This window comes from Polymorphospora sp. NPDC051019 (assembly GCF_040683055.1).
Classification (GTDB): Bacteria; Actinomycetota; Actinomycetes; order Mycobacteriales; family Micromonosporaceae; genus Polymorphospora; species Polymorphospora lycopeni.
On record NZ_JBFBCH010000001.1, the window covers coordinates 256,448 to 282,655 of the forward strand.

At 72.7% G+C, this 26,208-nt stretch carries 20 protein-coding genes and 1 riboswitch; of the genes, 9 read left to right on the top strand and 11 right to left on the bottom strand.

From position 1 onward, the window contains the following. Positions 1–9 precede the first annotated feature (9 nt). Entirely contained in the window at positions 10–2,424 is a 2,415-nt protein-coding gene (locus AB0M79_RS01160) for a ribonucleoside-diphosphate reductase subunit alpha (protein WP_364206564.1), read from the bottom strand. Positions 2,425–2,552: 128 nt separating this feature from the next. Then, positions 2,553–2,786, bottom strand: a riboswitch (cobalamin riboswitch). Positions 2,787–2,903: 117 nt separating this feature from the next. Between AB0M79_RS01160 and AB0M79_RS01165 the strand changes: the two genes are divergently transcribed. The 3 genes from AB0M79_RS01165 to AB0M79_RS01175 all read left to right on the top strand — a co-directional run bounded on the left by AB0M79_RS01165 (position 2,904) and on the right by AB0M79_RS01175 (position 7,783). Continuing rightward, a complete protein-coding gene (locus tag AB0M79_RS01165; protein ID WP_364206566.1) occupies positions 2,904–4,022 on the top strand; it encodes a hypothetical protein in 1,119 nt (372 codons plus the stop codon). A 196-nt stretch (positions 4,023–4,218) separates the two neighbouring features. Continuing rightward, entirely contained in the window at positions 4,219–6,396 is a 2,178-nt protein-coding gene (locus AB0M79_RS01170) for a discoidin domain-containing protein (protein ID WP_364206568.1), read from the top strand. A gap of 88 nt (positions 6,397–6,484) precedes the next feature. Continuing rightward, positions 6,485–7,783: a DUF1996 domain-containing protein gene (locus tag AB0M79_RS01175; RefSeq protein WP_364206570.1), complete on the top strand. Its 1,299-nt coding sequence runs from the start codon at positions 6,485–6,487 to the stop codon at positions 7,781–7,783. Between the two features lie 272 nt (positions 7,784–8,055). On the opposite strand, the gene AB0M79_RS01180 is transcribed toward AB0M79_RS01175, so the two are convergent. Beyond that, on the bottom strand, positions 8,056–9,102 hold the full coding sequence (locus AB0M79_RS01180; protein ID WP_364206572.1) for a LacI family DNA-binding transcriptional regulator: 1,047 nt from the start codon (positions 9,100–9,102) through the stop codon (positions 8,056–8,058). A 325-nt stretch (positions 9,103–9,427) separates the two neighbouring features. On the opposite strand from AB0M79_RS01180, the gene AB0M79_RS01185 reads away from it, so the two are divergent. After that, on the top strand, positions 9,428–10,291 hold the full coding sequence (locus AB0M79_RS01185; RefSeq protein ID WP_364206574.1) for a hypothetical protein: 864 nt from the start codon (positions 9,428–9,430) through the stop codon (positions 10,289–10,291). A 47-nt stretch (positions 10,292–10,338) separates the two neighbouring features. Here AB0M79_RS01185 and AB0M79_RS01190 read toward each other — a convergent pair whose 3' ends face one another. After that, positions 10,339–12,228: a hypothetical protein gene (locus AB0M79_RS01190; protein ID WP_364206576.1), complete on the bottom strand. Its 1,890-nt coding sequence runs from the start codon at positions 12,226–12,228 to the stop codon at positions 10,339–10,341. Between the two features lie 375 nt (positions 12,229–12,603). On the opposite strand from AB0M79_RS01190, the gene AB0M79_RS01195 reads away from it, so the two are divergent. The 3 genes from AB0M79_RS01195 to AB0M79_RS01205 all read left to right on the top strand — a co-directional run bounded on the left by AB0M79_RS01195 (position 12,604) and on the right by AB0M79_RS01205 (position 15,456). Continuing rightward, positions 12,604–13,707: an ATP-binding protein gene (locus tag AB0M79_RS01195; RefSeq protein WP_364206578.1), complete on the top strand. Its 1,104-nt coding sequence runs from the start codon at positions 12,604–12,606 to the stop codon at positions 13,705–13,707. Then, entirely contained in the window at positions 13,704–14,411 is a 708-nt protein-coding gene (locus AB0M79_RS01200; RefSeq protein WP_364206580.1) for a response regulator transcription factor, read from the top strand. The genes AB0M79_RS01195 and AB0M79_RS01200 overlap by 4 nt, the downstream gene beginning before the upstream one ends. A 76-nt stretch (positions 14,412–14,487) precedes the next feature. After that, positions 14,488–15,456: an aldo/keto reductase gene (locus tag AB0M79_RS01205; RefSeq protein WP_364206582.1), complete on the top strand. Its 969-nt coding sequence runs from the start codon at positions 14,488–14,490 to the stop codon at positions 15,454–15,456. 121 nt (positions 15,457–15,577) lie between these two features. On the opposite strand, the gene AB0M79_RS01210 is transcribed toward AB0M79_RS01205, so the two are convergent. From AB0M79_RS01210 to AB0M79_RS01240, 7 genes are read right to left on the bottom strand one after another with little or no spacing between them, the layout of a single operon-like run. Continuing rightward, positions 15,578–16,735: a glycosyltransferase family 4 protein gene (locus tag AB0M79_RS01210; protein WP_364206584.1), complete on the bottom strand. Its 1,158-nt coding sequence runs from the start codon at positions 16,733–16,735 to the stop codon at positions 15,578–15,580. A gap of 20 nt (positions 16,736–16,755) precedes the next feature. Then, complete coding sequence (locus AB0M79_RS01215) at positions 16,756–17,964, bottom strand: endonuclease/exonuclease/phosphatase family protein (protein WP_364206586.1); 1,209 nt, start codon at positions 17,962–17,964, stop codon at positions 16,756–16,758. Beyond that, positions 17,961–18,608: a class I SAM-dependent methyltransferase gene (locus AB0M79_RS01220; RefSeq protein ID WP_364206588.1), complete on the bottom strand. Its 648-nt coding sequence runs from the start codon at positions 18,606–18,608 to the stop codon at positions 17,961–17,963. Before AB0M79_RS01220 ends, AB0M79_RS01215 begins: the two co-directional genes overlap by 4 nt. Continuing rightward, positions 18,608–19,273 (bottom strand): class I SAM-dependent methyltransferase, encoded by a 666-nt coding sequence (locus tag AB0M79_RS01225; RefSeq protein WP_364206590.1) that lies wholly within the window; start codon positions 19,271–19,273, stop codon positions 18,608–18,610. The genes AB0M79_RS01220 and AB0M79_RS01225 overlap by 1 nt, the downstream gene beginning before the upstream one ends. After that, positions 19,270–20,283 (bottom strand): UbiA prenyltransferase family protein, encoded by a 1,014-nt coding sequence (locus AB0M79_RS01230; RefSeq protein WP_364206592.1) that lies wholly within the window; start codon positions 20,281–20,283, stop codon positions 19,270–19,272. Before AB0M79_RS01230 ends, AB0M79_RS01225 begins: the two co-directional genes overlap by 4 nt. Positions 20,284–20,318: 35 nt before the next feature. Next, complete coding sequence (locus AB0M79_RS01235; RefSeq protein WP_364206594.1) at positions 20,319–21,377, bottom strand: NAD-dependent epimerase/dehydratase family protein; 1,059 nt, start codon at positions 21,375–21,377, stop codon at positions 20,319–20,321. After that, positions 21,371–22,699 (bottom strand): aminotransferase class III-fold pyridoxal phosphate-dependent enzyme, encoded by a 1,329-nt coding sequence (locus AB0M79_RS01240; RefSeq protein WP_357544041.1) that lies wholly within the window; start codon positions 22,697–22,699, stop codon positions 21,371–21,373. Before AB0M79_RS01240 ends, AB0M79_RS01235 begins: the two co-directional genes overlap by 7 nt. Positions 22,700–23,052: 353 nt before the next feature. Here AB0M79_RS01240 and AB0M79_RS01245 point away from each other — a divergent pair, with 353 nt between their 5' ends. Further along, complete coding sequence (locus AB0M79_RS01245) at positions 23,053–24,399, top strand: glycosyltransferase family 4 protein (RefSeq protein ID WP_364206596.1); 1,347 nt, start codon at positions 23,053–23,055, stop codon at positions 24,397–24,399. Continuing rightward, positions 24,396–25,400, top strand: coding sequence for a lysylphosphatidylglycerol synthase domain-containing protein (locus AB0M79_RS01250; protein WP_364206598.1), 1,005 nt, complete (start codon positions 24,396–24,398; stop codon positions 25,398–25,400). Before AB0M79_RS01245 ends, AB0M79_RS01250 begins: the two co-directional genes overlap by 4 nt. Positions 25,401–25,412: 12 nt before the next feature. Here AB0M79_RS01250 and AB0M79_RS01255 read toward each other — a convergent pair whose 3' ends face one another. Beyond that, positions 25,413–26,171 carry an alpha/beta fold hydrolase gene (locus AB0M79_RS01255; protein WP_364206600.1) on the bottom strand — a complete coding sequence of 253 codons (759 nt, stop codon included), beginning with the start codon at positions 26,169–26,171 and terminating at the stop codon, positions 25,413–25,415. Between the last annotated feature and the right edge of the window lie 37 nt (positions 26,172–26,208).

Below are 26,208 nucleotides of genomic sequence, written 5' to 3' on the forward strand. Positions count from 1 at the left end.
TTTCGGTGGTCACTGGCAGGCCTCGCAGGACTCGGGGTTCTCCAGGGAGCAGGCGAGCGCCTCGTCGACGGGCGGCACGATCACGGCCGGCGCCGGGATGGCGGCGTCCGGGCGGGTGACCGCGACGGTCGCCTGCTGGATCCGGGTCGCCGGTCGCGACCGCAGGTAGTACGTCGTCTTCAGCCCGGACTTCCAGGCGTAGAGGTACATCGAGCTGAGCTTGCCGATGCTGGGTGCGCTCATGAACAGGTTCAGTGACTGACTCTGGTCGATGTACGGCGACCGCTCGGCGGCGAGGTCGATCAGCGCCCGCTGCGGCAGCTCCCAGGCGGTGCGGAAGAGTTCGCGGACGTCCCCGGGCAGTTCGGCGATGCCCTGCACGGAGCCCTCGGCGCGGCGGATCGCCGCCCGGACCGGCTCGGTCCACAGCCCCCGGGCCTTCAGCTCACCGACGAGCGCGGTGTTGATCTGGAGGAACTCGCCGGACAGCGTCTCGCGCTTGAACAGGTTGGAGACCTGCGGCTCGACGCACTCGTAGCAGCCGGCGATCGAGGCGATGGTGGCCGTCGGGGCGATCGCGACGAGCAGCGAGTTGCGCAGGCCGTAGCGGGAGACGCGCTCGCGAAGCGCGGCCCAGCGGTCGGTCTGGGTCGGGGTGACCCCCCACAGGTCGGGCTGGAGGTCGCCGCGGGCGGCGCGGGTCTGGCCGTACGCCGGGTGCGGGCCGGCGCGCTCGGCGAGGTCGGCGGAGGTCTCCAGGGCGGTCAGGTAGATCTCCTCGGCGATCCGGGTGGACAGTTCCCGGGCGGCGGGCGCGTCGAACGGCAGCCGGAGCGCGAAGAAGACGTCCTGCAGGCCCATGACGCCGAGGCCGACCGGGCGCCAGCGGGGGTTGCTCGCCGCCGCCTCCGGGCTCGGGTAGTAGTTGATGTCGATGACCCGGTCGAGGAAGGTGACCGCGGTGCGTACGGTGGCGCGCAGCTTCGGCCAGTCCATGTCGTCGCCGGCGACGTGGGCGGCCAGGTTGACCGAGCCGAGGTTGCACACGGCGGTCTCGGTGTCGCTGGAGACCTCGATGATCTCGGTGCACAGGTTGGACAGGTGCACCACGTTGCCGGGTTCGGCGGTCTGGTTGCACAGCCGGTTGGCGGCGTCCTTGAAGGTCATCCAGCCGTTGCCGGTCTGGGCGAGGGTGCGCATCATCCGGCCGTACAGGTCGCGGGCCTTGACCTGGCGCACGTGGCGGCCGTCGGCCTCGGCGGCGCGGTAGGCGGCGTCGAACTCCTCGCCCCACAGGTCGGGCAGTTCCGGTACCTCGTCGGGGTCGAAGAGCGACCAGACCCCGTCGGCCTCGACCCGGCGCATGAACTCGTCGGGGATCCAGTTGGCGAGGTTCAGGTTGTGGGTACGGCGGGCGTCCTCGCCGGTGTTGTCGCGCAGCTCGAGGAACTCCTCGATGTCGGGGTGCCACGGTTCGAGGTAGACGCAGGCGGCGCCCTTGCGCCGGCCACCCTGGTTGACCGCGGCGACCGAGGCGTCCAGGGTACGCAGGAACGGGACGATGCCGTTGGACTTGCCGTTGGTGCCCCGGATCAGCGCTCCCCGCGAGCGGACCCGGGACCACGAGATGCCGATCCCGCCGGCGAACTTCGACAGGTGCGCGACCTGGGCGTAGCGCTCGTAGATGGAGCCGAGTTCGTCGCGCGGCGAGTCGACGAGATAGCACGACGACATCTGGGTGTGCCGGGTGCCGGAGTTGAACAGCGTCGGCGAGCTGGGCAGGTAGGCCAGCGACGACATCAGCCGGTAGAAGGCGATCGCCTCGGCCGGGTTGGTGGACAGTCCGCAGGCGACCCGCAGCAGCCAGTACTGCGGGGTCTCCACGACCAGCCGGCTGGTCGGGTGCCGCAGCAGGTAGCGGTCGTAGACGGTGCGCAGTCCGAAGTACTCGAACCGCAGGTGCCCGTCGGGGTCGATGGCGTCGTCGAGCTTGCGGGCGTTGATCCGGACGAACTCGGCGGTCTCGTCGCCGATCAGCCCCTCGGCGTGGCCGAGCCGGATCGCCTGGCTGAACGAGGCGATGCCCTGGCCGCGTACCTCCTTGTCGACGTAGGCGCCGAGCAGCCGGGCGGCGAGACGCGAGTACTGCGGTTCCTCGCCGATCATCTCGGCGGCGATCTGGATCGACAGCCGGTCGAGTTCGGCGGTGGTGGCGCCGTCGTACAGGCCGCTGATCGTCCTGGTCGCGACCCGCAGCGGGTCGACGTCGGCGAGGTCGTCGGCCCACCGGTCGACGGCCCGGACGATCTTGTTGACGTCGACCGGCTCGGTCGAGCCGTTACGTTTGCGCACCTGCATCTGGGTCCGCCTGGCAGCGGGCGCTCCGGCGTCCGCCGGTGCCGGGGCGACCTCGGTGACCGTCACAACACTCTCCTCGCGACTTCGGTCCAGGGGTCCGGATGGCGGCGCGCGGACGACACCGACGGCCCCGCCGGGCCGGCGAGGATCACGATGGCGTCGGCCGTCCCGCGCGGCCTCGGACCACCGCGCACGGGCGTGCGCGGTGTGCTGGCAGGTCTTCGGACTCGTGGGCCGGCGCGGAGTCTCCGCGTTCGCCTACCGGCCGTCGCTTCCCAGGCGGCCCGGCTCGTGGCCGGGTGGCGCCCAGTGCTTCTGACGGCTGTCGTTCCCACTCACCGCTGCGGGGCAGTCCCGGACTCGCACCGGGTTCCCTCTTGCCTCGACCGCCCCGGACGGGCGGCCGAACCAGCTACGGGGGACACCATATATAGGGGACCTGCAAAAGTCACACCCAACATCTAGGCGCGGCGTGTCGCGTGAGACACGAAACGACCGGGCCGGGGGGCACCCCGGAACCGACCGCGGTGCGGTACGGTCCACGCGTGCGCGCAGGATGGCGACGCGGGTCCGACCCCCCGCCCCCGACCGAGGCCCCACGCCGGTCCGGCATCGTGTCGCCGGCGGGCGCCGTGTCGCTGGCCGGCATCGTGGCCGCCGCCGCCGCGGCGGTCGGCTGGGCGGTCGGGCTGGCGGTGTTGCAGCCGCTCACCGAGCCGAGCGGCCCGGACGCGTACGCGGAGAACAACACCTACTGGGTGCGCGACCTGCGCTTCATGGCCATCGTCGCGGTCGTACTCGGGCTGGTCCTGGCCGCTCGTGGGGATCGGCGGGCCACCCGGACCGGTGTCACCGCCGGCCTGCTCTGGATCGGCGCCGACGTGGCGCTGGACCGCTCCGACCTGGCCGGCTGGCCGGCGGCCACCGCGCTGGCGGTGCTCGGTTGCCTGGCCGTGGGCACGGTCGCGGCGACCGGGCGACGGTCCCGCCGTCCCGACCGCCGGGCGCTGGTCGTCGCCGCCGCGGTCGGCGTGGCCCTGACACCGCTGGCGGCGCTCATCGAATCCCCGACCGACACCGAGCCGGCGCTCACGCCGGCCGCGCTCACGGTCAGCGGGACACTGCTCGTGCTGACGGTCGGTTCGGCGCTCGCCGCCGGTGTCCTGACGGCACCGGCCGGTGTCGGCACCGTGGCGGCCGACCGGGCCATCCCGAACCACCTGCTCCGCCGGCTGGCGCCGGCCACGGCCGTGCTGGCGCTCGGCGCGGCCGGTGCGGCCTGGATCCGGCTGGTCGAGCCGTACGAGCGGCTGGGTCCGTCGCTGCTGCTCGGGGTGGTGCTGCTGGCCGGGCTCTCGCTGCTGTCCGCGCGCTGGCCCGCCGGCCGGCCCGCGTGGGACGCGCAGGGCGCGACGATCGTCCTCCTGGCCATCGGCTATCCGGTGCTGACGATGTTCTGGCTGTTCCTGCTGATGTTCGGTACGCCGATCGCGACCCTGCTGACCGCGCTCGCCGGCAGTGTCCCGGTCAACTCGGCCGACACCGACTCGCTGTACGCGGCCGTCGGGTCGGCGACCGGGCTGACGATCGGGGTGCTGCTGGTGGCGGCCGACCGTGCCCCGTACACCACCCGCGACGCGGCCGCGCTGCCCGACGGCTCCTGAAACCACCCCGCCCGGCGCCGGGAACCGGCCGTCAGCATAGTTGATCTTGCCGGGGAGCGCTCCCCGAGCGTTGACTAGGCATTGACATACCTCGAAACACGGTTCAGAGTGTCCGATTAAGAGAGCGCTCTCTCATGCGGTCGTCATCGGTTGGTAACCGGGTCGACACACCACGCCCTGTCGAAGAGGAGCTGCCATGCGTCCCACCCCGCCCCCGACCGGCCGATGGCCCGCCCGCCCCACCTGGCTACGCCTCGGCGCCCTGGGCGCCGCCCTCGTCGCCCTGCTCGGCGGATACGTCGTGGCCACCACAGTGACCGCCAGCGCGGCGGAGATCCTGCTCTCGCAGGGCCGGCCGGTCACCGCGTCGTCGACCGAGTCGATCGCGTTCCCGGCCTCCGCCGCCGTCGACGGCGACAACGGCACCCGCTGGTCCAGCGCCGCCGCCGACCCGCAGTGGCTACGCGTCGACCTCGGCTCACCGGTCGCGGTCAGCCGGGTCGCGCTGCGCTGGGAGACCGCGTACGCCAGCGACTTCACCATCCAACTGTCGACCGACGGCTCCTCCTGGACCACGGCACACACCACCGTCGGCGGCACCGGCGGCGACCAGAGCCTGACCGTGGCCGGCACCGCCCGCTACGTACGGCTGCACACCACGAGGCGGGCCACCGCCTGGGGCGTGTCGCTGTTCGAGTTCCAGGTGTACGGCGGCAGCGCACCCGGCGGCTGCGGCACCACCAACGCCGCCCAGGGCCGCCCGGCACTCGCCTCCTCGGTCGAGTCCGGCGCCTACCCGGCCAGCGCGGCCGTCGACGGCAACACCGGCACCCGCTGGTCCAGCGCCGCCGCCGACCCGCAGTGGCTGCGCGTCGACCTCGGCAGCACCCAGGCGATCTGCGGCGTGACCCTGAACTGGGAGGCGGCGTACGGCGTCGCCTTCACGATCCAGACCTCCGCCGACGGCAACACCTGGACCACCGTCCACACCACGACGAACGGCACCGGCGGCGTGCAGAACCTCACCGTCACCGGGTCGGGGCGCTTCGTCCGGGTGCACGGCACCACCCGGGCCACCCCGTACGGCTACTCGCTGTGGGAGTTCCAGATCCGCACCGGCACCACCGGCACCCCGCCGCCGACCACCCCGCCACCCACGACGCCGCCGCCGACCACTCCCCCGCCGGGCGGGAGCCGGCTGTTGTCGTACCAGAAGCCCGCCGTCGCCTCCTCCGACCAGAGCGACGTCAACTGCTACGAGTGTGTGCCGGCCCGGGCCTTCGACAACGACCCGGCGACCCGCTGGGCGACCAGTTCCACCACCGGCTGGGTCGACCCCGGCTGGATCTACGTCGACCTCGGCGCGACCGCCACCATCACCCAGGTCGTGCTCCAGTGGGACCGGGCCTACGCGACGTCGTACCAGATCCAGGTCTCGCCGAACGCGACAACCTGGACCACGATCTACTCGACGACCAGCGGCCGGGGCTTCAAGGAGACCATCAACACCACCGGCACCGGCCGCTACGTGCGGATGTACGGCACCGCACGGGCCACCCCGTACGGCTACTCGCTCTACGAGTTCCGGGTGTACGGCACCGGCGGCAACCCGGTCGCCCCGCCACCGATGCCGCCGGACCCGGTCTTCCCGGCGACGCGTCTGGTGTGGAGCGACGAGTTCAACGGTCCGGCCGGCAGCAAGCCCGACCCGACGAAGTGGACGATCGACCCGGGCACCGGCCAGAACAACGAGTTGCAGTACTACACCAACAACGACAACGTGTCGATGGACGGCACCGGCTCGCTGGTGCTGGAGGCCCGGCGGCAGAGCGCCGGCGGGCGCGAGTACACCTCGCACCGGATGAACACCGGCAACAAGTTCCACGTCCAGTACGGCCGCATCGAGGCCCGGGTCAAGGTGCCCAAGGGCAACGGCCTGTGGCCGGCGTTCTGGATGATGGGCGCCGACTTCCTCACCGGCCGGCCGTGGCCGTACAACGGCGAGATCGACATCATGGAGGTGCTCGGCCGCAACACCCTGGAGGGCTACTCGACGCTGCACGCCCCGCAGTACAACGGCGCCGGCGGCTACGGCCTGAAGTATCCGGCACCCGGCGGCGTCGACTTCGCCAACGACTACCACGTGTGGTCGGCCGAGTGGGACAGCCGCGGCATCACCTTCAAGGTCGACGGCCAGACCGTCTTCTACGCCAGCAAGGACACCGTCGAGTCGACCCGCGGCCCGTGGGTCTACGACCACCCCTTCTACATCATCCTCAACCTGGCCGTGGGCGGTGACTTCCCCGGACCGGTCGACGGCACGACGCCGTTCCCGTCCCGGATGTACGTCGACTACGTCCGCGTCTACCAGTGACGGCGGTGGCCGGTGGCCGGACGCGTCCGGCCACCGGCCACCGGATGCACAAGCCCCCTCGTATGCCATCGACGCCAAGGAGGCAACCATGCGACGGGCACCCCGCAAGATCCGGACCAGGAGGGCGGCCGCCACCGGCGCGCTGTTCGTCCTGCTGGCCGGCTACCTGACCGGCACCGCCCTACCGGCCGGCGCCGCCGACACCCTGCTCTCGCAGGGGCGGTCGGCCACCGCGTCGTCGACGGAGAACGGCGGCACGCCCGCCGCCGCGGCCGTCGACGGCGACAACGGCACCCGCTGGTCCAGCGGGTTCGCCGATCCACAGTGGATACGCGTCGACCTCGGCGGGACCGCCACCGTCAACCGGGTGGTCCTGCGCTGGGAGAGCGCGTACGCCCGCGCCTTCACCGTCCAGACCTCCACCGACGCGACCAACTGGACCACCGTCCACACCACCACCAACGGCAACGGCGGGGTCCAGGACCTCGCCGTCTCCGGCACCGGCCGGTACGTCCGCGTCCACACCACCGCCCGCGCCACCCCGTACGGCGTCTCGCTGTGGGAATTCCAGGTGTACGGCACCGGCGGCGGCACCCCACCGCCGAGCACCCCGCCGCCCGGCGGCCCGATCGTCCGCGTCGCCGAGTTCCTCGCCGAGTGCCCGTACAGCCACCGGCTGCCCGACGACCCGATCATCTTCCCCGGACTGCCCGGCGCCTCGCACATGCACAGCTTCTTCGGCAGCCGGGTCACCAACGCCCACACCGACCTCGACGACCTGCTCGGCAGCACCAGCACCTGCTCGCCCAGCATCGACGTGTCGTCGTACTGGGTACCGACCCTGTACGTGAACAACGTGCCGGTGGAACCGACCGGCACCACCTTCTACTACCTGGGTGAGGGCGTACGCGACGACATCATCGCCCGCACCCAGCCACTGCCGCTGGGCCTGCGGATCGTCGCCGGCAACGCCCGGGCGACCAGCCCCGGCGACAACACCATCGCCCGCTGGTCGTGCCTGCACGCCGGCCACGTCGGGTCGTCGACGAACTTCGTCAACTGCCCGACCGGCACCATGCTGGAGTCCTATCTGGACTTCCCACAGTGCTGGAACGGCCGCGACCTCGACTCGCCCGACCACAAGAGCCACATGGCCTATCCGGTCGCCGGCGCCTGCCCGGCCAGCCACCCGGTCCCGGTGCCGAAACTGCGCCAGGTACTGCGCTATCCGGTCAACGGCGACCCGGCCCGGTTCCGGCTGGCGTCCGGACCCGGCTACACCATGCACGGCGACTTCTTCAACGCCTGGCCGGAGGCGGAGATGGCCCGCCGGGTCAACGACTGCATCCGCCCGATCATCAAGTGCGGGGTGAACGGCCGCCCCTGACCCCGGTCGCCCCAAGCCGCCGCGCCCGTGCCCACGCCGAGGGCACGGGCGCGGCCCCTGCCCTGCCCCCGGGACTGCCCGGGGCGGGGGGTGGCCGCCGGCCGCGTTGATCAAGGAGTTGTTGCCAAGATCGCGCCCAATTTGCGGCATTGATCCCGTGATCGCGGGGCGCGGGCGGCTGCGCGGGGGGGCAGCGCGCGACGGGGGGCGCGGCGCGCAGGGCGGGCGGCGCGCGGGCGGACGACGCGCGGGCGGGACGCGGTGAGGGCGGGTCAGGTGGAGGCGCGGATCACCAGGGTGGGGTGGAACAGGATCGCGCGGGACAGGCGGCGCGGGTCACGGATCCGGGCCAGCAACAGGCGGGCCATCTCGGCGGCCATCTCCTCCACCGGCTGCCGGATCGTGGTCAGCGCCGGGTGCGCCTCCGCCGCCGCCGAACTGTCGTCGAAGCCGACGACCGCGACGTCGTCGGGCACCCGCCGGCCGAGTTCCCGTAGCACCCGTACCGCGCCCTCGGCCATCAGGTCGTTGGCGACGAACAGGCCGTCGACGTCCGCGTGGGTCGCCAGCAACCGTCGGGCCGCCGCCTCGCCACCGGCCCGGGTGAAGTCGGCCTCGACGACCGGCGGGTCCGGCTGCCCGTACCCGAGCAGGGCCGCGCGGAAGCCGGCGAGCCGTTCCTGGCCGGCGGTCATGTCCAGCGGTCCGCAGATCGTCGCCAGCCGCCGGCGGCCGCGGCCGACCAGGTGCTCGACGGCCAGGTGGGCGCCGGCCCGCTGGTCGACGTCGACGTAGCTGGCGCGTACCGGCGGACCGGGCCGGGCGGACAGCACGGTCGGGATGTCCAGGTCGTCGAGCAGGCCGGGCATCGGGTCGTCGATGTGACTGCTGACCAGCAGTACGCCGTCGACGTGCCCCTGTCGCAGGTAGCGCAGCACCAGGTGCCGGGCCGGTGGGTCGACCGGGATGACGACGAGGTGGATGTTCTGCGGCAGCAGCACCTCCTGGGCGCCGGCGGTGACCCGGCCGACGTAGGGGTCGGTGAACATCCGGTTGAGGAACGGGGTGCCGCTGGTGCGGTCGGGCTCGGAGATGACGATCGCGACCGAGTCGGTGCGCCGGGTCACCAGCGAGCGGGCGGCGAGGTTGGGGACGTACCCGGTGGCGGCGATGGCCCGCTCGACGGTCTCCCGGATCTCCGGGGCGACGGTCGGCACCGCGTTGATGACCCGGGACACGGTGGACCGGGACACGCCGGCGTAGCGGGCGACCTGCTCCAGGGTGGGCGGGCGGCCGCCGTCCGCGGACACGGTCGACATGTGATCGAGCCTATAGCACCCCCCTCCCCCGAAGATCCGCGTGATCAGGGAATTCGTGGCACGACACGCCGACGAAACGCGAGACGGAGTCCCTGATCACCGCGATCAAGGGGATGTCGACAGTGCGACAGTCGGGTTGGCGATTCAGATAGATCGATTGGCGTCTTGGCTGCTCGGGCGCCATGCGGCGGCCGTCGGCACCTGCGGGGGTCTTCTACGTTGGGTCGTGCCCGGGGCTGACCGGGTCGCACCACCCCACCACCGCCCGGCGTTCGACCGTCCATTTGGGAACAGCCGGCGACCACGAAGGGAAACCAGGACAGAGATGCAGCACGAGACGACCCAGGGGCGCCGCCGGATCATCGCCGGCGCGGTCCTGTCGACCGCCGTACTGATCACGCCGCTGCTCGGCGCGGCACCGGCGGCGGCCGTACCCGGGCTGGACCGGGTCAACTCGGTCGGCCCCCGCAACAGCGACGCCAAGAGCCGGACCGCCTTCTGCGCTCCGGGCGACACCGTGCTCGGCGGCGGTGGCCGGATCGGCGGCGCGGTGCCCGAGCAGGTGGGCATGGACTTCATGCTGCCGCTGGTCGACGGCACCGGATTCTCGGTCACCGGCCGGGAGGACGAGACCGGCACCAACGCCACCTGGTCGGTCACCGCGACGGCGCTGTGCGCCCCCGCACCGGCCGGCTTCGAGGTGGTCTCCGGCACCTCCAGCCCGACGTCCGTCGACGAGGACTGGCTCACCATCCCGTGCCCGCTCGGCAAGGTGGCGCTCGGGGTCGGCGGCGCGGTGATCGGGGCCAGCAACAGCGAGGTGCTGCTGGAGGACCTGCGCATCGACACCGGCAGTGTCACGGTCGCCGGTGCCGAGGACGGCACCGGGTTCGCCGGCAACTGGCAGATCCACGCCCGGGCGATGTGCGCCAACCAGCCGGCCGGCTACGAGCGGCTGCTCGACGACAGCGACTACGACTCCGTCTCCAGCAAGTCGGTGACCGTCACCTGCTCGCCGGGTCGGCAGGTGCACGGGATCGGCGCCGAGATCCTCGGCGGGAACGGACAGGTCCGGTTGACCGCCGCACACGCCCCGGACACCACCTCGGTGACCGCGAGCGCGGTCGAGGACGAGGACGGCTTCAGCGGCAGTTGGAAGGTCCGCGCGTTCGCGATCTGCGCGAGCTGACCGTCGCACGGGGCCGGCGCGGTGTCCACCGCGCCGGCCCCGTCGGGTCAGGCCAGCGGGAACTCGTCGAAGAGCACGACGGCCGAGCCCGGGTCACGGGTGTCGAACCGGTACGACCGCACCACGCCCGCCCCCGAGTCGAGGACCGAGAAGACGGTGATGTCGTTGCTGGCGACGTACGGCAGGGGCTTGCCGGCGGCGTCGGTCAGCGGGGCGACCGTCGGCACGATCGGGGCCAGCCCACCGGGGTCGCCCTGCCGGATGTGGTCGGGGTCCTCGGGCAGGTTGCGGCTGGCGCCGGACGAGACGTCGTACGCGCCGTAGCTGTTGCCGACGTTGGAGGTCTCCAGCCAGTTGACACCGGCGGCGTTGCGGAACCGGTTCCACAGGTGGGAGTGTCCGTTGTGGACCAGGTGCACGCCGTTGGCGGAGAAGAGCGGCTCCAGGTCGCGCAGGATGTGGTCGTCGGCCAGCGGGTAGTCGTACGTGACCGCGGTGACCTTACCGGTCAGCGGGTCGCGGGTGACGGTCTGCACCGGGTCGGTGAACGGCGGCGCGGAGTTGTCGCCGAGGCCGTGCCCCGGGTGGTGGTACATGACGACCCGGTACCGGGCCCGCTGCGCCGCCGGCGAGGCGAGCTCGCGCTCCAGCCACTTGTACTGCCGCGAGCCGCGCTTGACCGGCTCGAAGATGAACTGTCCGTAGCCCCACTTCTCCGCGTTCTCCAGGTCGGCCGGCGCCTCCTGGAACTTGCCCCGGGCGGTCGGCGACGCCGAGCGCCAGATCTGGGTGGCGAAGAGGGTGACCAGGTGCACGTCGCCGATCGTCCGGGCCCACCAGCGCTGGCCGCCGTTGGGGCTGCTCGGGTACGGGAACATCTCCTCGTACGTGGTGACGTCCCAGGACTGCTCGGCCAGCCAGGTCGCCTCGTCCACACCGGACGGCCGGCTGTCGCGCCACTTCCGGCGGGCCACCTCGAGCGGCTGCGGGTCGTTGAACTGGCTGTCCAGGCCGGCGGTGTCCGACCAGCGGCCCATCACCTCGTGGTTGCCGATCGCCGGGTAGATCGGGGTGTGCTGGAGCAGCGGCGCGCCGCGCCAGGTGCGACCGTGCAGCGTCTTGCTGGCCCGTCCGGTCAGGCCGGCGAAGAACGCGAGCCCGGTGGTGCTGTCGAACCACTCGCTGGCCCGGTCCGGCACGTTGACCAGGTCACCGGCGACGAGCACGCCGTCGAGGCGTACGCCGACGGTCTCGGCGACCTTCTCCAGGTTGGCCGGGGTCATGTTCTTGAGCTGGTGGTCGCTGGTCAGCAGCAGCTTCACCGCCTGCTTGCGGGGTGCCACCGGGGCCAGCGTGTAGACGGCGGTGACCGTCGCCCGGCCGGCGTGGTCGACCGACACCACCCGGTACGGCGTACGGCCGGCGGGCAGCTTGTCGACCAGCGCCAGCTGCCGGTGCACCGGCCGGTCGACGACCGCCGAGAAGCTGCGGCCGGGCACCGCCGAGGCGCTGTCCTCCCGGGTCCGGGTCAGCCGCTTCGTGGTGGCGGTGATCCGCCGCCAGCCGGGGCCGTTGCGGCGGCTGCCGGTGGCGGCGTCCAGGGCCTGCTGGTCGTCGAGGGTGGTCACGCCGGCGCCGACGAGCACCACCTGTGCGGTGCCGGCCTCCTCGGTGTGCCATACGACGTACACGGTGGACGCCTGCGGGTCGAGCAGGTAGGGCTCGCACAGCAGCGGCCGGCCGCCCAGCCGGGGCGCCGGTACGTCGTCGGGGTCCGTGCCGGGGGCCGCCGCCACGGCCGGCGCGGCGGGTACGGCCACCCCGGTCGCCACCGCGGCGCCGCCGGCGAGCGCGCCGAGCACCGTACGGCGGGACAGGCTGCCCGGCGCGGGGTTTTCCGTCGTCGGAAGGGTTTCGTTCGCGGTTGGATCGGTCATGAGGCCGGACCCAACCGGAGCCGGCTGTCCAGGTCCTCCCGGCCAGGTGAACGTGATCCTCCCGTCGGGTGAATCCCCTGGTCACCCCGGCACCGCAGCCGCACGGTCCGGCACCGGGGACGGCCGCGGCGACCGGGGGCGGCAACCCCTGATATCCACCCGTTTCACTGCTTATGCAGCTTCATCAACCACTATTGCGACCCGGCGGGCGTACGTCCGGAAACGCACCCCGCCGACGCGCCGGAAAGCGCTTCACCACAGATACATCGGACCAGGCCACCAATGGGACATTCATCGACGCTCGTCAGCACGACTGCTACCGTGTCCCAGAGTGTCAGGCGACGCCGTTCGGCGCCGCCCAAGGAGGTCCGTTTCGTGGTGAAACAATCGGACGCAATCACCCATGTGGACGGGACGGCGATCGCCGTGCACGTTGTCCGGGAATTCCTCCGACGCCTGCCGGCCGGTGACATTTCCGGCCCGATCGCGGGCGGGGCGGCACGGGTGGTGCACGAGGTGCTCCGCGAACTCGGCACCCCGGCGGGCGTCGACGGCGCCGCGGCACCGGCCGGGACGACCGGCGGCGGGACCGTCCCACCCGCCGCCGGCCCCACCAGGAACAGCGCCCGGACCGGCGACGCCCCACCCGACGAGACCGACTATCCCGGCCATCCGGTCGACTACCTGCGGGCCGGCACGCTGCTCTTCGAGGTGGCCCTGCCGATCCTGGCCGCCCGCTGGGCCGGCGGCGACCAGAAACTGCTGGTCAGGGCCAGCACCACCCTGCACCGGGCGGTGACCGAGTGGGCCGCGCTCGCCTCGACCGCCCACGACAGCCTGCTGACCGCGCGCCTGCGCACCTCGCGCCAGGAGGAACGGCGCCGGATCGCCTGCGAGTTGCACGACCGGGTCGGCCACGGCATGGCGCTGGCGCTACAGAACCTGGACCTGCACCGGCGCTATCTCGCCACCGACGCGGACCGGGCGGCGGCCAGGCTGACCAGGGCGATCACCACCATCGGCGAGACCACCCGGACCATCCAGCAGCTCTCCTCGGAACTGCGCCGGTCGGTGAGCGACCGCGGAATCGAACACGCCCTGCGGACCTATCTGGACCACCATGTCCCACCACCGGTACGGGTCGACCTGACCGTTTCGGACCGGGTGGACACACTACCGCCCGAAGTCGCCGAGGAACTGTATCTGATTCTCTGCGAAGCCATCCGGAATGCCGTCCGCCACGCGCATCCGGCGACACTTCGAATCCAGCTCGGAATCAACGGAAACCGCGTCGACGCCTCGGTCGCCGACGACGGAAGCGGGTTCGATCAAAAAGCCGCGATCGCCACCTCGTACGGCGGATTACTGTCGATGCGGGACCGGGCCGAATTGCTGCGCGGCCGGTTGCGCCTGTCGAGCATGACCGGCCACGGCACCACCGTCGCCGTCACCGTACCCATGCCCGGGGCGCGGCCGTGAGCGCGCCCGTCGTCGCGGACCCCATCCGCGTCGCGCTCGCCGACGACCACGCCCTGTTCCGGGAGGGAATCCGCGAACTGCTGTCCACCGACGACGGGTTCGTCGTCGTCGGGGAAGCCGCCACCGGTGACCAGGCCGTCGCCGTCGCCGTCGAGCATCGCCCGGACGTCCTGCTGCTCGACGTCGAGATGCCCGGGCCGGGCGCCGCCGCCGTCATCCGGCAGGTGCACCGGACCCGGCCGCAGACCAGGGTCATCGTGCTCACCATGCATGACGACGACGGCCTGATGCGCGAAGTGTTCGAGAGCGGCGCGGCGGCCTACCTGACCAAGGCGATCCTGCTCGACGAACTGCTGGCCGCCGCGCGGTCGGTCTGCCGCGACGCGCAGACGGTGCTGCTGTCGGTCTCCCGGCGGACCCTGGGCCGGTTCGGCGGTCACCCGGCGGGCCCGCCACCGGATCCCGGTGCCGGCGGGCCGGCCGCCGACCGGGCGCCGACCGCCCGCGAACGCGAGATCCTCCGGCTGGTCGCGGCCCGGATGAACAACGCACAGATCGCCGCGCGGCTGGGGGTCACCCAGGCGACCGTGAAACGGCATCTGACGAACATCTACGCCAAACTCGACGCTCGGTCGCGAATGGACGCGGTCCACCGCGCGGCGGCGACCGGAATCATCACCGCCGATGGCGAGTCAGGTCACTGAAAGTGGTGCCACCGTTGCTATCGTCGGCGCCCGGCGGGGTCAGTTTCCCAGTCTTCCAATCCCCTGGAGGTTCCACGTGCAGTACCGTCCACTGGGCCGGACCGGCCTGCGGGTTTCCGAGATCGGCTACGGCGCCTGGGGTATCGGCGGCCTCTACTGGGTCGGCGCGCAGGAGCAGGAGTCGTTACGCGCCCTGCACACCGCGATCGAACAGGGCGTCAACTTCATCGACACGGCCCGCGGATACGGCGAGAGCGAGCGCCTGGTCGGTCAGGTCGTGCGCGAGCACCGGGGCGACCCGGTCTACGTGGCGACCAAGGTCCCGCCGGCGAACATGATCTGGCCGGCACCCACCGGGGTCCACCCCGACGAGGCGTTCCCGGGCGCGCACATCCGCGAGAGCCTGGAGACCAGCCTGCGCGCGTCCGGCCTGGAAGCCTTCGACCTGCTTCAGTTCCACGTCTGGCAGGACGAGTGGATCGGGCGCGGCGACTGGCTGGAGACGATCGCGGCGCTCAAGGAGGAGGGGAAGATCCGCTTCTTCGGGGTGTCCATCAACGACTACCAGCCGGGGAGCGTCCTCGACCTGGTCCGAAGTGGACACGTCGACGCCGTGCAACTCATCTACAACGTGTTCCACCAGACCCCGGAGGAGAGCTTCCTGCCGGCGTGCGCCGAGCACGGCGTCGGTGTCGTCGTCCGGGTGCCGCTCGACGAGGGCGGCCTCACCGGGCAGATCACCGCGTCGACGACGTTCCCCGCGGACGACTTCCGCAACAACTACTTCGCCGGCGACCGGCCGGCCCAGGTGGAACAGCGGGTCGACGCGCTCGTCGCCGACCTCGGGGTGCCCCGCGACCGGCTCGCCGAACTCGCGCTGCGGTTCGTCCTCGACGCGCCCGAGGTGTCGACGATCATCCCGGGCATGCGCTCGGTCCGCAACGTGCAGCGCAACGTCGCGGTCAGCGACGGCCAGCCGCTGCCGGCGGAGCAGCGGGCGACGCTGGCCAAGCACCGCTGGGAGCGGAACTTCTACCAGCCCTAGCCGGCCGCCTGCCGGCGCGTACCACGCCCCAGCCGGCCGCCTGCCGGCGCATACCACGCCCCAGCCGGCCGCCTGCCGGCGCGTACCACGCCCTGACCGCTCCCGCCGGCCGGCGGCCGGGTCAGCCCTGGCCGGTCGCGCCGGCCGGGGTGCGGCCGGCGATGACCGCGCGCAGCGCCGTCTCGTAGGCGTCGACGCAGGATTCCAGGCCGAACAGCTCGTTGGCCTTCTTGCGGCCGAGTTCGCGCGCCTCGGCCGGCAACGCGGCGAGTTCGAGTACGGCCCGGCGCAGCGCGGCCGGATCACGCGGCGGCACCACCCGCCCGAATCCGGTCGCCTGCACCGGGAACCGGCCGCCGGGCAGGTCGGTGGTGACCGACGGGATGCCGGCCATCATCGCCTCGACCTGGACGATGCCGAACGACTCGGCGATCGACGGCAGCGCGAAGACGTCGATGGAGGCGTAGAAGTCGCGGATCCGGTCGCCCTGCAGCAGGCCGAGGAACCGGACCCGTGGGTCGCCGGCCGCCTCGGCGCGCAGCAGCCCGATGTTGCTGCCGCCGGCGACGCCCTCGTAGTCGCCGCCGACCAGCAGCCGGGCGGCCGGGTCGTCGATCGTACGGAAGGCGCGGATCAGGTATTCGATCCCCTTCTCGTCGGCGATCCGGCCCAGGAAGCCGATGTGCGTTCCCGAGCCGTCCCGCAGCGCCGGCCGGCCGCCACCCCGGTCGGCGCAGGGTGCCGGGACGGCCAGCGTCGGCCGGCGGCGCAGCAGCGGCCACAGCCGCGAGCCGCGGGCCTGGTCGTCGCTGTTGACCACGACGAGGGCGGCCCGCCGGATCGCCGCGCCGGCCGAGGCGTCGGCGAGCCGCATGCCGATGTCGTTGACCGGCCCGGCCGGCAGGAACGCGTCGATGTGGTGGGTCGCCACCAGCGGGACCCGGCGGGTCAGCGCCGCGACGGCGACCGCCTCCGGCATCGGCAGGTGGACGTGCAGGACCGCGGACCGGGCGGCCAGCCGGGCCACCAGCGCGGGCAGGCCGGGGCTGAGCACACCCTTGCGGATACGGGCGAGCACCGGTGCCCGGAACACGTGCACGCCGGCGATGACCTCGTACGGCGGCAGGGACCGGTCGTGCCGGGAGCAGGCGACCGCGATCCGCAGGCCGCGCGCGGCGAGCCCTTCGGCGATCATCCGCGCGGTCTCGGTCAGGCCGCTGACGTACGGCGCGTAGTAGTCGAGCGCGACGGTCACGTCGAACCGGTCGTCCGGCCGCATCACGGGTTTCCTCTCAGGTCTCAGGACTGCGAGACGACGAAGTGCTGGGCGAGGTGGTCGGAGAAGCCCGGGTTGGGCGCGAAGCGGTAGCCGGCGACGTCGAGGTCGTCGGTGGTCAGCAGCCAGTCCAGCCGCCACAGCCGGGGCAGGTTGTAGCTCGCCGTCGGCCAGCTCGACGCCAGCACCGATCCCCCGGCCGGGTCGTGCCGGCGCAGGCCCGGCCCGACGTCGACGAGGCTGCCGACCCAGGGGGTGTTGAAGTCACCGGCGACCACGACCGGGTTCGGGTTGGCGGCGACGTCGGCGCGCAGCGTCGCCAGTTCGGCCTGCCGCAGGTGGTACTGGTCGCGGACGAAGTCGTAGAACTCGCGGCCGAGCGGGCTCAGCTCGCGCCGCAGCGGCACGAACAGGTGCACGTTGTAGATGGACAGCACCGCGTCTCCGAACCGTACGTCGACCCGCTGGGCCTTGTTGCCCCGCCAGTACCAGTCGGTGCCCTCGCCGGGCACCGGCCGGGGGTGGGTGGCGACCACCGGCAGCCTCGAGATGGTGACCAGTTCGCCCTCGACGACGACCTCGTGTCCGGGGAAGGCGGCCCGGATCCGGGCCAGGTCGTCGACCCGGACCGCGTCGTCCTCCCATCGCAGGTATTCCTGGAGCAGGTAGACGTCGGCCCGCTGCTCGCGCAGGTAGGCGAAGAAGGCGTCCGGGTCGTCGTCCATGGTCCAGATGTCGGTGTTCCAGGCCATCACCTTGACCGACGGGGCCGGCGGGGTGGTCCCGGTCGGCTCGCCGCCCAGCACCCGCACGTGCAGGCCGCCGAGCGACAGGCCGGCCACGACGAGGGCGGCCAGCAGCGGCGACAGCCACCGCCGGACCGGCCGGGCCAGCGGCGACACGGCGAGCAACAGCAGGGGTACGACGACCAGCGCGACCGGCGGCGTCGACTCGACGATCAGCCACGGCCACCAGCGACCGGTGAGCAGGACGTGGGCGGCCAGGAAGAGGGTCCACAGTGCGGTGCCGGCGACCACCAGCCGGGTGCCGAGGCACCACCGCCGTCGTACCGGCGAGGCGGCGTCCACCGCCTGGCCGGGCCCGCCGGCGGGGGTGGCGCTGTCAGCCGGGGCGGAATCCGGGCCGGCCCCGGTCGGACCACCGGGCGGGGCCGGGTCCGCGAGGGTGTCCGGCTTCCCCGCCGTCAGCGCACCGGCCCGGTCGTCGTTCACAGTGCCTCCAGTCGCAGACCGGTGTAGAGGCGCACCGGCCGGCCGCCGACCCTCGGCACCGCGATCTCCCGGGCCGGCCGGAAGTGCCGGTCGAGGGCGGGCCGCAACCGCTGCCGACCGTCACCGTACAGGCTGGCATCGACGCGGGTCGTCATCCGCAGGGCCAGGTCCCACAACGGGCTGACGCCGGGCGTCACCATCACCAGCGTGCCGCCGGGGGCGAGCACCCGCCGGATCTCGCGGCAGGCGTCGTCGATGCGTGGCACGCACTCCAGCGTGCTCACCGCCACCACGCAGTCGAAGTGGCCGTCGGCGTACGGCAGGTCCTCGGCGCCGGCCTGGGCCAGGGTCGCGGCGACGCCGTACGCGGCGAGCCGGGTGGTGACCTCGCCGGCGTGCGGGTGGATGTCGACCCCGTGGATCTCGTCGCACCGGCGGGCGAGTTCGGGCAGGAAGACACCGCTGCCGTAGCCGATCTCCAGGATCCGCCGGTGGTGGGTGTCGCCGAGCAGGTCGAGGATCATCCGGAAGCGCAGCCGCTGGACCCGGCCGAGCAGCGGCCGGTAGTTCCAGTCCGGGTGGTCGACCGGACCGGTGAGCAGCAGCGCGGACCGGGGCAGCAGGTGCAGCGGGCGGGTCGCCATCACGCGGCCGTCCCGCCGGCCCGCAACCGCAGGCCGGTGTAGAGCCGCAGCACGCTGCCGCCGAACCGGGGCACCCGGACCTCGCGTTCCGGCCGGAAGTGCCGGTACAGGGCCGGCTGCAGCCGCTGCCGGCGGTCGCCGTACTGGCTGGCTCCCTGCCGGGTGGCGACGGCCAGCACCGGGCTCCACAGGGCGCTGGCTCCGGGCGTGACGACGATCAGCGACCCGCCGGGGGCGAGCACCCGGTCGATCTCGCGGCAGGCGGTGTCGATCGACTCGACGTACTCCAGGGTGCTGACCGCGACGACGCAGTCGAAGAACCGGTCGTCGTACGGCAGTGCCTCCGCGCTGCCCCGGGTCAGCGTGGTCGTGACGCCGTGCTGGGCGAGGCGTCCGGCCACCTCCCCGGTCAGCGGGTGCGCGTCGATGCCGTGCAGTTCCCGGCACCAGCGGGCGAGCTCCGGCTGGAACACGCCGCTGCCGTAGCCGATCTCCAGGATCCGGTCGAACCGGTCGCCGCCGAGCAGGTCGACGACCATCCGGAAGCGCAGCCGCTGGACCCGGCCGAGCACCGGCCGGTAGTTCCAGTCCGGGTGGTCGACCGGACCGGTCGGCTGCACCGCGGAGGCCGGCAGCAGCCGCGGGGTGTGCGGGGGGTGGCTCATCGGCCCTCCAGGAGTTGTCCGGCGAATTCGACCAGCACCGGGAAGCGGGCCGCCACCAGGATGACGGCGAGCCCGCCCGCCCAGATCAGCGTGTTGACGACCATGGCGCGGTCGCGCAGCAGCAGGCGTACCGGGTCGCCGCCGCCCTTGCCGACCACCACGACGTGCAGGTGCCGGGCGACCGCGAAGATCGCGCAGGGCAGCGAGACGAGCAGGGAGGCGTCGGTATAGGGAGCGGCGAACCGGCCGTTCACCAGGTAGAGCAGGAACACGGTCACGGTCAGCGTGGCGTACAGGATGATCAGGTAGTCCAGGTACTGGGTGGTGTAGCCGGCCAGCGACGGCCGGTGGGCGGTGCCGCCGACGGACATCTCGTGCCGTCGCTTGCCGGCGGCGAGCAGCAGGCAGAGGGTGAAGACGCAGGCGAGCAGCCAGACCGAGGCGCGGGCCGGCACCGCCAGATAGCCCTGGACGACCCGGAGCACGAAGCCCGCCGCGACGGCGAAGACGTCGAGCAGTGGCAGGTGCTTGAGCCAGCGGACGTAGGACAGGTTGAGCGCCAAATAGCCGAACAGCGGCCACCAGGACATCGCCGGGCCGACCGCGAGCAGGACCGCGACCAGCACGATCAGGCCGAGCGCGTACGCCCGGGCCGGGCCGACGCCGATGCGTCCGGCGGCGATCGGCCGGTGCCGCTTCACCGGGTGCAGCCGGTCGCGGTGCCGGTCGGCGATGTCGTTCCACACGTACACGAACGCCGACAGCAGGGTGAACAGCACGACGGCGAGCCCCATCCGGGCGAGCGCGCCGAGGCCGAGGTGGGGCGCGTCGATCAGGGCCAGCGGGACGACCAGCAGGTTCTTCGGCCACTGGGCGGGGCGGGCCAGGGCGACGAGGTCGCGCAGCAGCCCGGTCCGCACGCCGGTGGTCACGGCGGCGGTCGCGCCGACCGCCGCGGCCGGCACGTCGGGCACCGGCGGCACGGGTTGGCCGAGGTTCGTCGAATACACCGTGACCTCCTCCTGGACGCGGCTCGAAGCGGTGGTCAGAAGAAGACCTTGGCCAGCGAGAGCACACCCTGCCGCCACGGTTCGCGGCTGGTGCGGCCGGCGGGCGCGGCCGGGCCGGTGCCGTCGGCGGTGTCGGCGGCGGCCCGGTCCCGCCACCACCGGTAGGTGGCCAGGATCGCGTCGCGGTTGGAGCGCCGGGACCGGAAGTCGAGCCGCTCGTGGGCCTTGCTGACGCTGACGTACGAGTCGGCGCGCAGCTTGTGCACCAGCCGTCCGTACACAGGGGACAGTCTGGCGCGGCGCAGCAGGTCGAGTACGGCGACCGCGGCGCCGGCCGGGACGGGGACGATCCGCCGGCCGTGCCCGGCCGCGTCGAGTACGGCCTGGAAGTCCTCGCGCAGCGTGCCGAAGTCGGCGGCGGCGATGTTGAAGGTGTCGTTGGCGACCTCGGCGGGCGCGGTCAGCGCGCGGGTCACCGCGTCGACCAGGTCCTCGATCGCGAGCATCTGGATGCGTACGTCGCCCCGGCCGATGACGGGGAAGTTGCGGCCCTCGTCGGCCCACTCGAACAGCATGGCGAACAGTCCGAGCCGGCCGGGTCCGAGGAACGTCTTCGGGCGCAGGATCGGCACGCATAGCCCGCCGGCCCGGAACTCCTCGGCGACCTCCTCGGCGCCGGCCTTCGCCCGGCTGTAGGCGTCGACCGGGGCCCGGGGGTGCTCCTCGGTGGTCGGTACGACGTCGGGCAGCCCATACACGGCGGTGGAGGAGATGTGCACGACCCGTTCGAGCCCGGCCGCCACGGCGGCGCCGAGCACCGTACGGGTGCCGTCGACGATCACCGACCGGATCTCCGGCTCCGGATAGCTCGGCAGCGCGGCGGCGGTGTGGACGGCGACGTCGACCTCGGCCACCGCCCGGCCCACCGCCCCGGCGTCACGGACGTCGGCGACCGTGTAGCGGACCCCGGGCAGCGGTTCCGCCGGTTCGCGCAGGTCGAGGCTGTGTACGGCGTACCCGTCGGCGTGCAGCCGCTGGACCAGGTTCAGTCCGAGCATGCCGCAGCCGCCGGTCACCAGCACCCGGGTCACCACAGTGTCGACAACCTTTCGCGTACGAACCGGCTCAGCAGCCGGGGCAGCCCGATCGCCAGGGTGGCGTCGAAGCAGTCGAGGAAGTGCTTGACGTCGGCCTCGGTGGCGACCAGCGGCGGTCCGACCACCAGCGGGTTGCGGCCGTTGAGGGTGTAGTAGGCGTAGATGTCGTGGTCGCGGTAGAGGGTGTCGATGACCGCGCCGGTGATGACCTTGGTGGCGAACTGCGGGTCCTTGGCGAATCCCACCGGCAGCAGCCGGGTGACGAGGTCGAGCACCTTGACGTTGTTCTGGAGGAAGACGCCCCACAGCGCGCCGGCACCCTGCACGTCGGCGATCAGGTCGGGATAGTCGGCCCGCAGCCGGCGCAGTCCGGGGGCGAGGATCGCCTCGATCTCGCGGGCCCGGCCCGGGAAGTCCTCCTCCACGGCGACGTTGATCGCCTCGATGGCGGTCGCGGTCTCCTCGCCGAAGCCGTAGTAGGTGGTGCTGGTGCTCTGCAGCAGGGCGTCGTTGAGGTTCTCGTACGCCTTGTGGAAGATCGGGTCGCGGGCCACGTACGCCGAGATCGACGACTTGCCGCCGCCGAACGACTTCGAGGTGGTCAGCACGTCCGGCAGCAGGCCGGGATAGCGCATGAAGTAGAACAGCGTGCCGGTCTTGCCCCAGCCGGTGTAGATCTCGTCGAAGATGAGCACGATGTTGCGCTCGGTGCACAGCTCGCGCAGCCCGCGCAGGAACTCCTCGCTGCACGAGCGCATCGTGGAGGCGCTGAAGGGCTCGACCAGGATCGCGTACACGTCGCACCGGCCGGCGGCGTCGCGGGCGGCGTCCACTTCGGCGCGCAGGGCGGCCAGGTCGCCGTACGGGTAGCTGACCACGCCCGGGATGCCGGGGAACCGGAACGTGTTGCGGGCGGCGGTCAGGCTGCCCGAACCGAGCAGCTTGCCGTGGAAGCTGATGTCGGAGTGCAGCACGGTGTTGCGCCGCCCGCCGTGGTATTTGTACGCGAGCTTCACCGCGCCCTCGACCGCCTCGGCGCCGGAGTTGGGCAGGAACGACTTGTTGAGGTCGCCGGGCAGCACGGCCGCCAGGTTGTGGCCGAGCACCGCCAGGTACGGCGAGAAGATCGTCTTGTGCACCTCCATCCGGCGTTCCTGCTGGAAACGCTGGCGGGCGGCGATGATGCGCGGGTGGTTGTGGCCGTGGTTGAGCACGCCCACTCCCCCGGTGAAGTCGAGGATCCGCCGGCCGTCCCGGGTGTAGATGTAGCTGCCCTCGGCATGGTCGATCAGCTCGCGCCCGAAACCGAACGACGTCATCAGATTGACCTGGCTCGAATTGATGTATTTGCGGTACATGTCCTGCACCTGATCGACGGAGAGCCGATCAGCGGAGTCGAGCCCAATCAAGGACGAGCCCTGTTCACTAGCCATCGACCCTCCACAAAGCGGGTTCCGAATAGCGCGGCATTCGCATCCTAGGTACGCCCGACCGGCCCGCCCAGGTAGCAGTTACCGGCCTACGACCGTCGTACGACCACCGCCCACGAGGCGCGTACGACCTCGACCGAGACAATTCGGTGCGGGGGTTGACATTGTCGACGGTCAACCCCTCAATCAATGGGGCACCGTCGCCACACCCGTCGCGCCCGCATCGTGACCGAGGAGCCACCGTGCCGGTACTGCACCAGGTAACGGTCGTCTGCCACCAGTTCCCGCCGTGGCGGATGGGTGGGCTGGCCGAATACGCCGAACGCTGCCTGCACCACCTGCACCGGCGGCGCGGCGACCTGCGGCTGCGGCTTTACACCATGAACCACCCCGGCGACCAGCCGCGGCACGGCGTGAGCGGCGGGGTGCCGGTGGTCCGGCCCCGGATGCCGCGCTGGCTGGGCCGGCGGCTCTTCGACCCGCACCGGGCGCTGTCCGCCCGCGGGCAGGGCCTGTTCGCCATCGCCCTGATCGCCTTCAACCTCGGGGTGTTCCTCGGGCTGTGCCGGGGCCGCCGGCGCGGTTCGGTGGTCGCGGTCCACGACTGGCAGAGCACCCCCGCCGGCATCCTCGCCGCGACCCTGCTGCGGCTGCCGGTCGTCTACCACGTGCACAACACCGAACAGACGATGGCACCGCAGCCCGACGTCGCCGACCCGCTGCGGATCATCGGGGCCTGCCAGCGGCTGATGGCCGGCCTCGCCGCCCTCGTCGTGGTGCCGACCCCGGAGATGGGCGACCTGCTGGTCCGGCACGGGTTCGCGGCTCACAAGATCCGGGTGGTGCCGCACGGCTACGAGGACCCGCCCGGCACCGACCGGGACGCGCCGGCCGACCGGGCGGCGACCCGGGCCGAACTGCTGGCCGAGGCCGGATTTCCCGCCGACTCGCTGGTCCTCGTCTTCGCCGGCCGGCTCAGCCCGGTCAAGGGCGTACACACCCTGCTGCGGGCACTGCCCGACATCGCCCGCTGGCACCCGGCGGCCCGCCTGTTCCTGCTCGGCACCGGCCTGCCCGGCACCGACCAGGACGCCGTCGTGGACCGACTGGTCGCCCGGCTCGGCATCGCCGACCGGACCCGGGTCTACCACCGGCACCTGTCCCGCGAGCAGGTCCGCCGGCACTACCTGGCCGCCGACCTGTGCCTGTTCCCGTCCACGTACGAGCCGTTCGGCCTGGTCTCGGTCGAGGCGATGGCGCTGGGCACGCCGGTGCTGCTCGGGTCCGGGTTCTCCGCCACGATCGGCACCGACGGCGTACGTCCCACCGCGCTGCGCCTGACCACCGACCGCCCCGACGAGCTGGCCCGGCTCGCCGGCAACCTGCTCGCCGACGCGGAGTACGCCGCCGAACTCGGCGCGCGGGGCCGCCGGCACGTCGAGCGCTCGTTCGGCTGGTCGGCGTCGGTGGACGCGACGGTCGCCGTCTACGAGGAGGCGGTCACCGCCCGCCGGGCCGGCCGGCCGGTGCCCGCCCCGGGGAAGGCGGGCCGGCCGGCGGTCGCCGACCCGGCCGGGGAGCACCGGTGACCCGCCGCCTCGCCCGGCTCCGGCCGCTGCTCACCGCCGTCCTCGTGGTCGCGATCCTGGCCGGGGTCTGGTGGACCGTACGCGGACAGGACTGGTCGGTCGCCCGCCCGCTGGTGACCGGGCACGCGGTGCCGTACCTGCTCGCCGCCGCCGGGTGCAACATCGTGGCGCTGCTGTGCGCGATGCGGTCGTGGGCGAGCACCCTGGCCGACCTGGGGCACCGGCTGCCCAACCTGGCCGCCGCCCGGATCTACTTCGTCGGGGTGCTGGCCAAGTACGTACCCGGGCGGGTCTGGGTGGTGGTCACCCAGGCCCGGCTGGCCGCGGACGCCGGGGTGCCCGGCACCGCGACGGTGGCCGCCTTCCTGCTCAACGTCGTCGTCATGCTGCTCACCGGACTGGTCGTCGGCGCCCTGGCCGGCCCGGCGGTGCTCGGCGACCGGGGCTGGTGGCTGCTCGCCCCGGCCGCCCTCGTCGTCGCCCTCCTGGCCTGGCCCGGCGTCGTGGGCCGGCTCGCCGCGGTCGGCGCCCGGCTGGTCCGCCGGGACCTGCCGGCCGTCGGCACCGGCACCGGCACCCGGGCCGCCGTCGGCTGGCAACTGGCCTGCTGGCTGGTCTCCGGCCTGCACCTGTGGCTGCTGCTGATGGCGCTCGGCGCGCCGCCGGGTCCGGCGCTGGTCGCCGGCGTCGGCGGGTTCGCCCTGGCCACCGTGCTCAGCACGCTGGTCGTGGTGGTGCCCGACGGGGCGGTGGTCCGCGAGGTGCTCATCGCGGTCGCGCTGGTCGGCCTCCTGCCGGCGACCGGGGCGGGCGCGGCGGCGATCGCGAGCCGGGCGGTCTGTCTGCTCACCGAACTCGCCGTCGCCGGCGCGGTCCTGCTCGGCGCCCGGCTCGCGCGGCGGCGGCACCCCGACCGGCCACCGACGCCACTGCCGGCCACCCCGGTGCCGGTCACGCCGGCCCCGGCCACCGGCGGCCCCGGCACCGCGGCGGGGCGCTGACCCGGGCCGGACTCAGCCGGCGGGCCGGGTCAGCTCGGCGGCGAGCAGGTCGTTGATCTGCGCCGGATGGTCGTTGAGGAAGAAGTGGCCGCCGGTGAAGACCTTCACGTCGCAGTCCGCGGTGGTGTGCCCGGCCCAGTCGCGCGCCTCGTCGATGCTGACCCGGGGGTCCCGGTCGCCGGTCAGCACCGTGACCGGACAGCTCAGGCGCGCCCCGCCGCCGTGCCGGTACGTCTCCACCGCCCGGTAGTCGGCGCGCAGCGCGGGCAGCACGATGCTCAGCACCACCGGGTCGGTCAGCAGCGACTCCTCGGTGCCGCTGAGCCGCTGCACCTCGGCGACGAGTTCGTCGTCGGTGCCGAGGTGGATCGACTCGTCACGGACCCGCGACGGCGCCCGCCGGCCGGACGCGAAGAGCCGGCGCAGGACCACCCCCTGCCGTTCGAGCCGGACCGCGACCTCGAAGGCGATCACCGCGCCCATGCTGTGCCCGAGGAACACCAGCGGCCGGTCGAGGGTGCGCGACAGCACGGCGACGATCGCGTCGGCGAGGTCCCCGATGCTGTCCAGGCACGGTTCGCCGAGGCGGTCCTGCCGGCCCGGATACTGCAACGACAGCACCTCGGCGACCGGCGACAGGGCCTTGGACGTCTGGTGGAACGCGACCGCCGAGCCGCCGGCGTGCGGAAAACAGACCAGCCGGGGTCCCCACGCCGGCCCCGGGTGGAACCGTCGAATCCAGAGCTTCGTGTCCATCGATGGTGCCGTCATCCGCCCGTACTGTCCCTTCGTACCCACGCATCCGCCG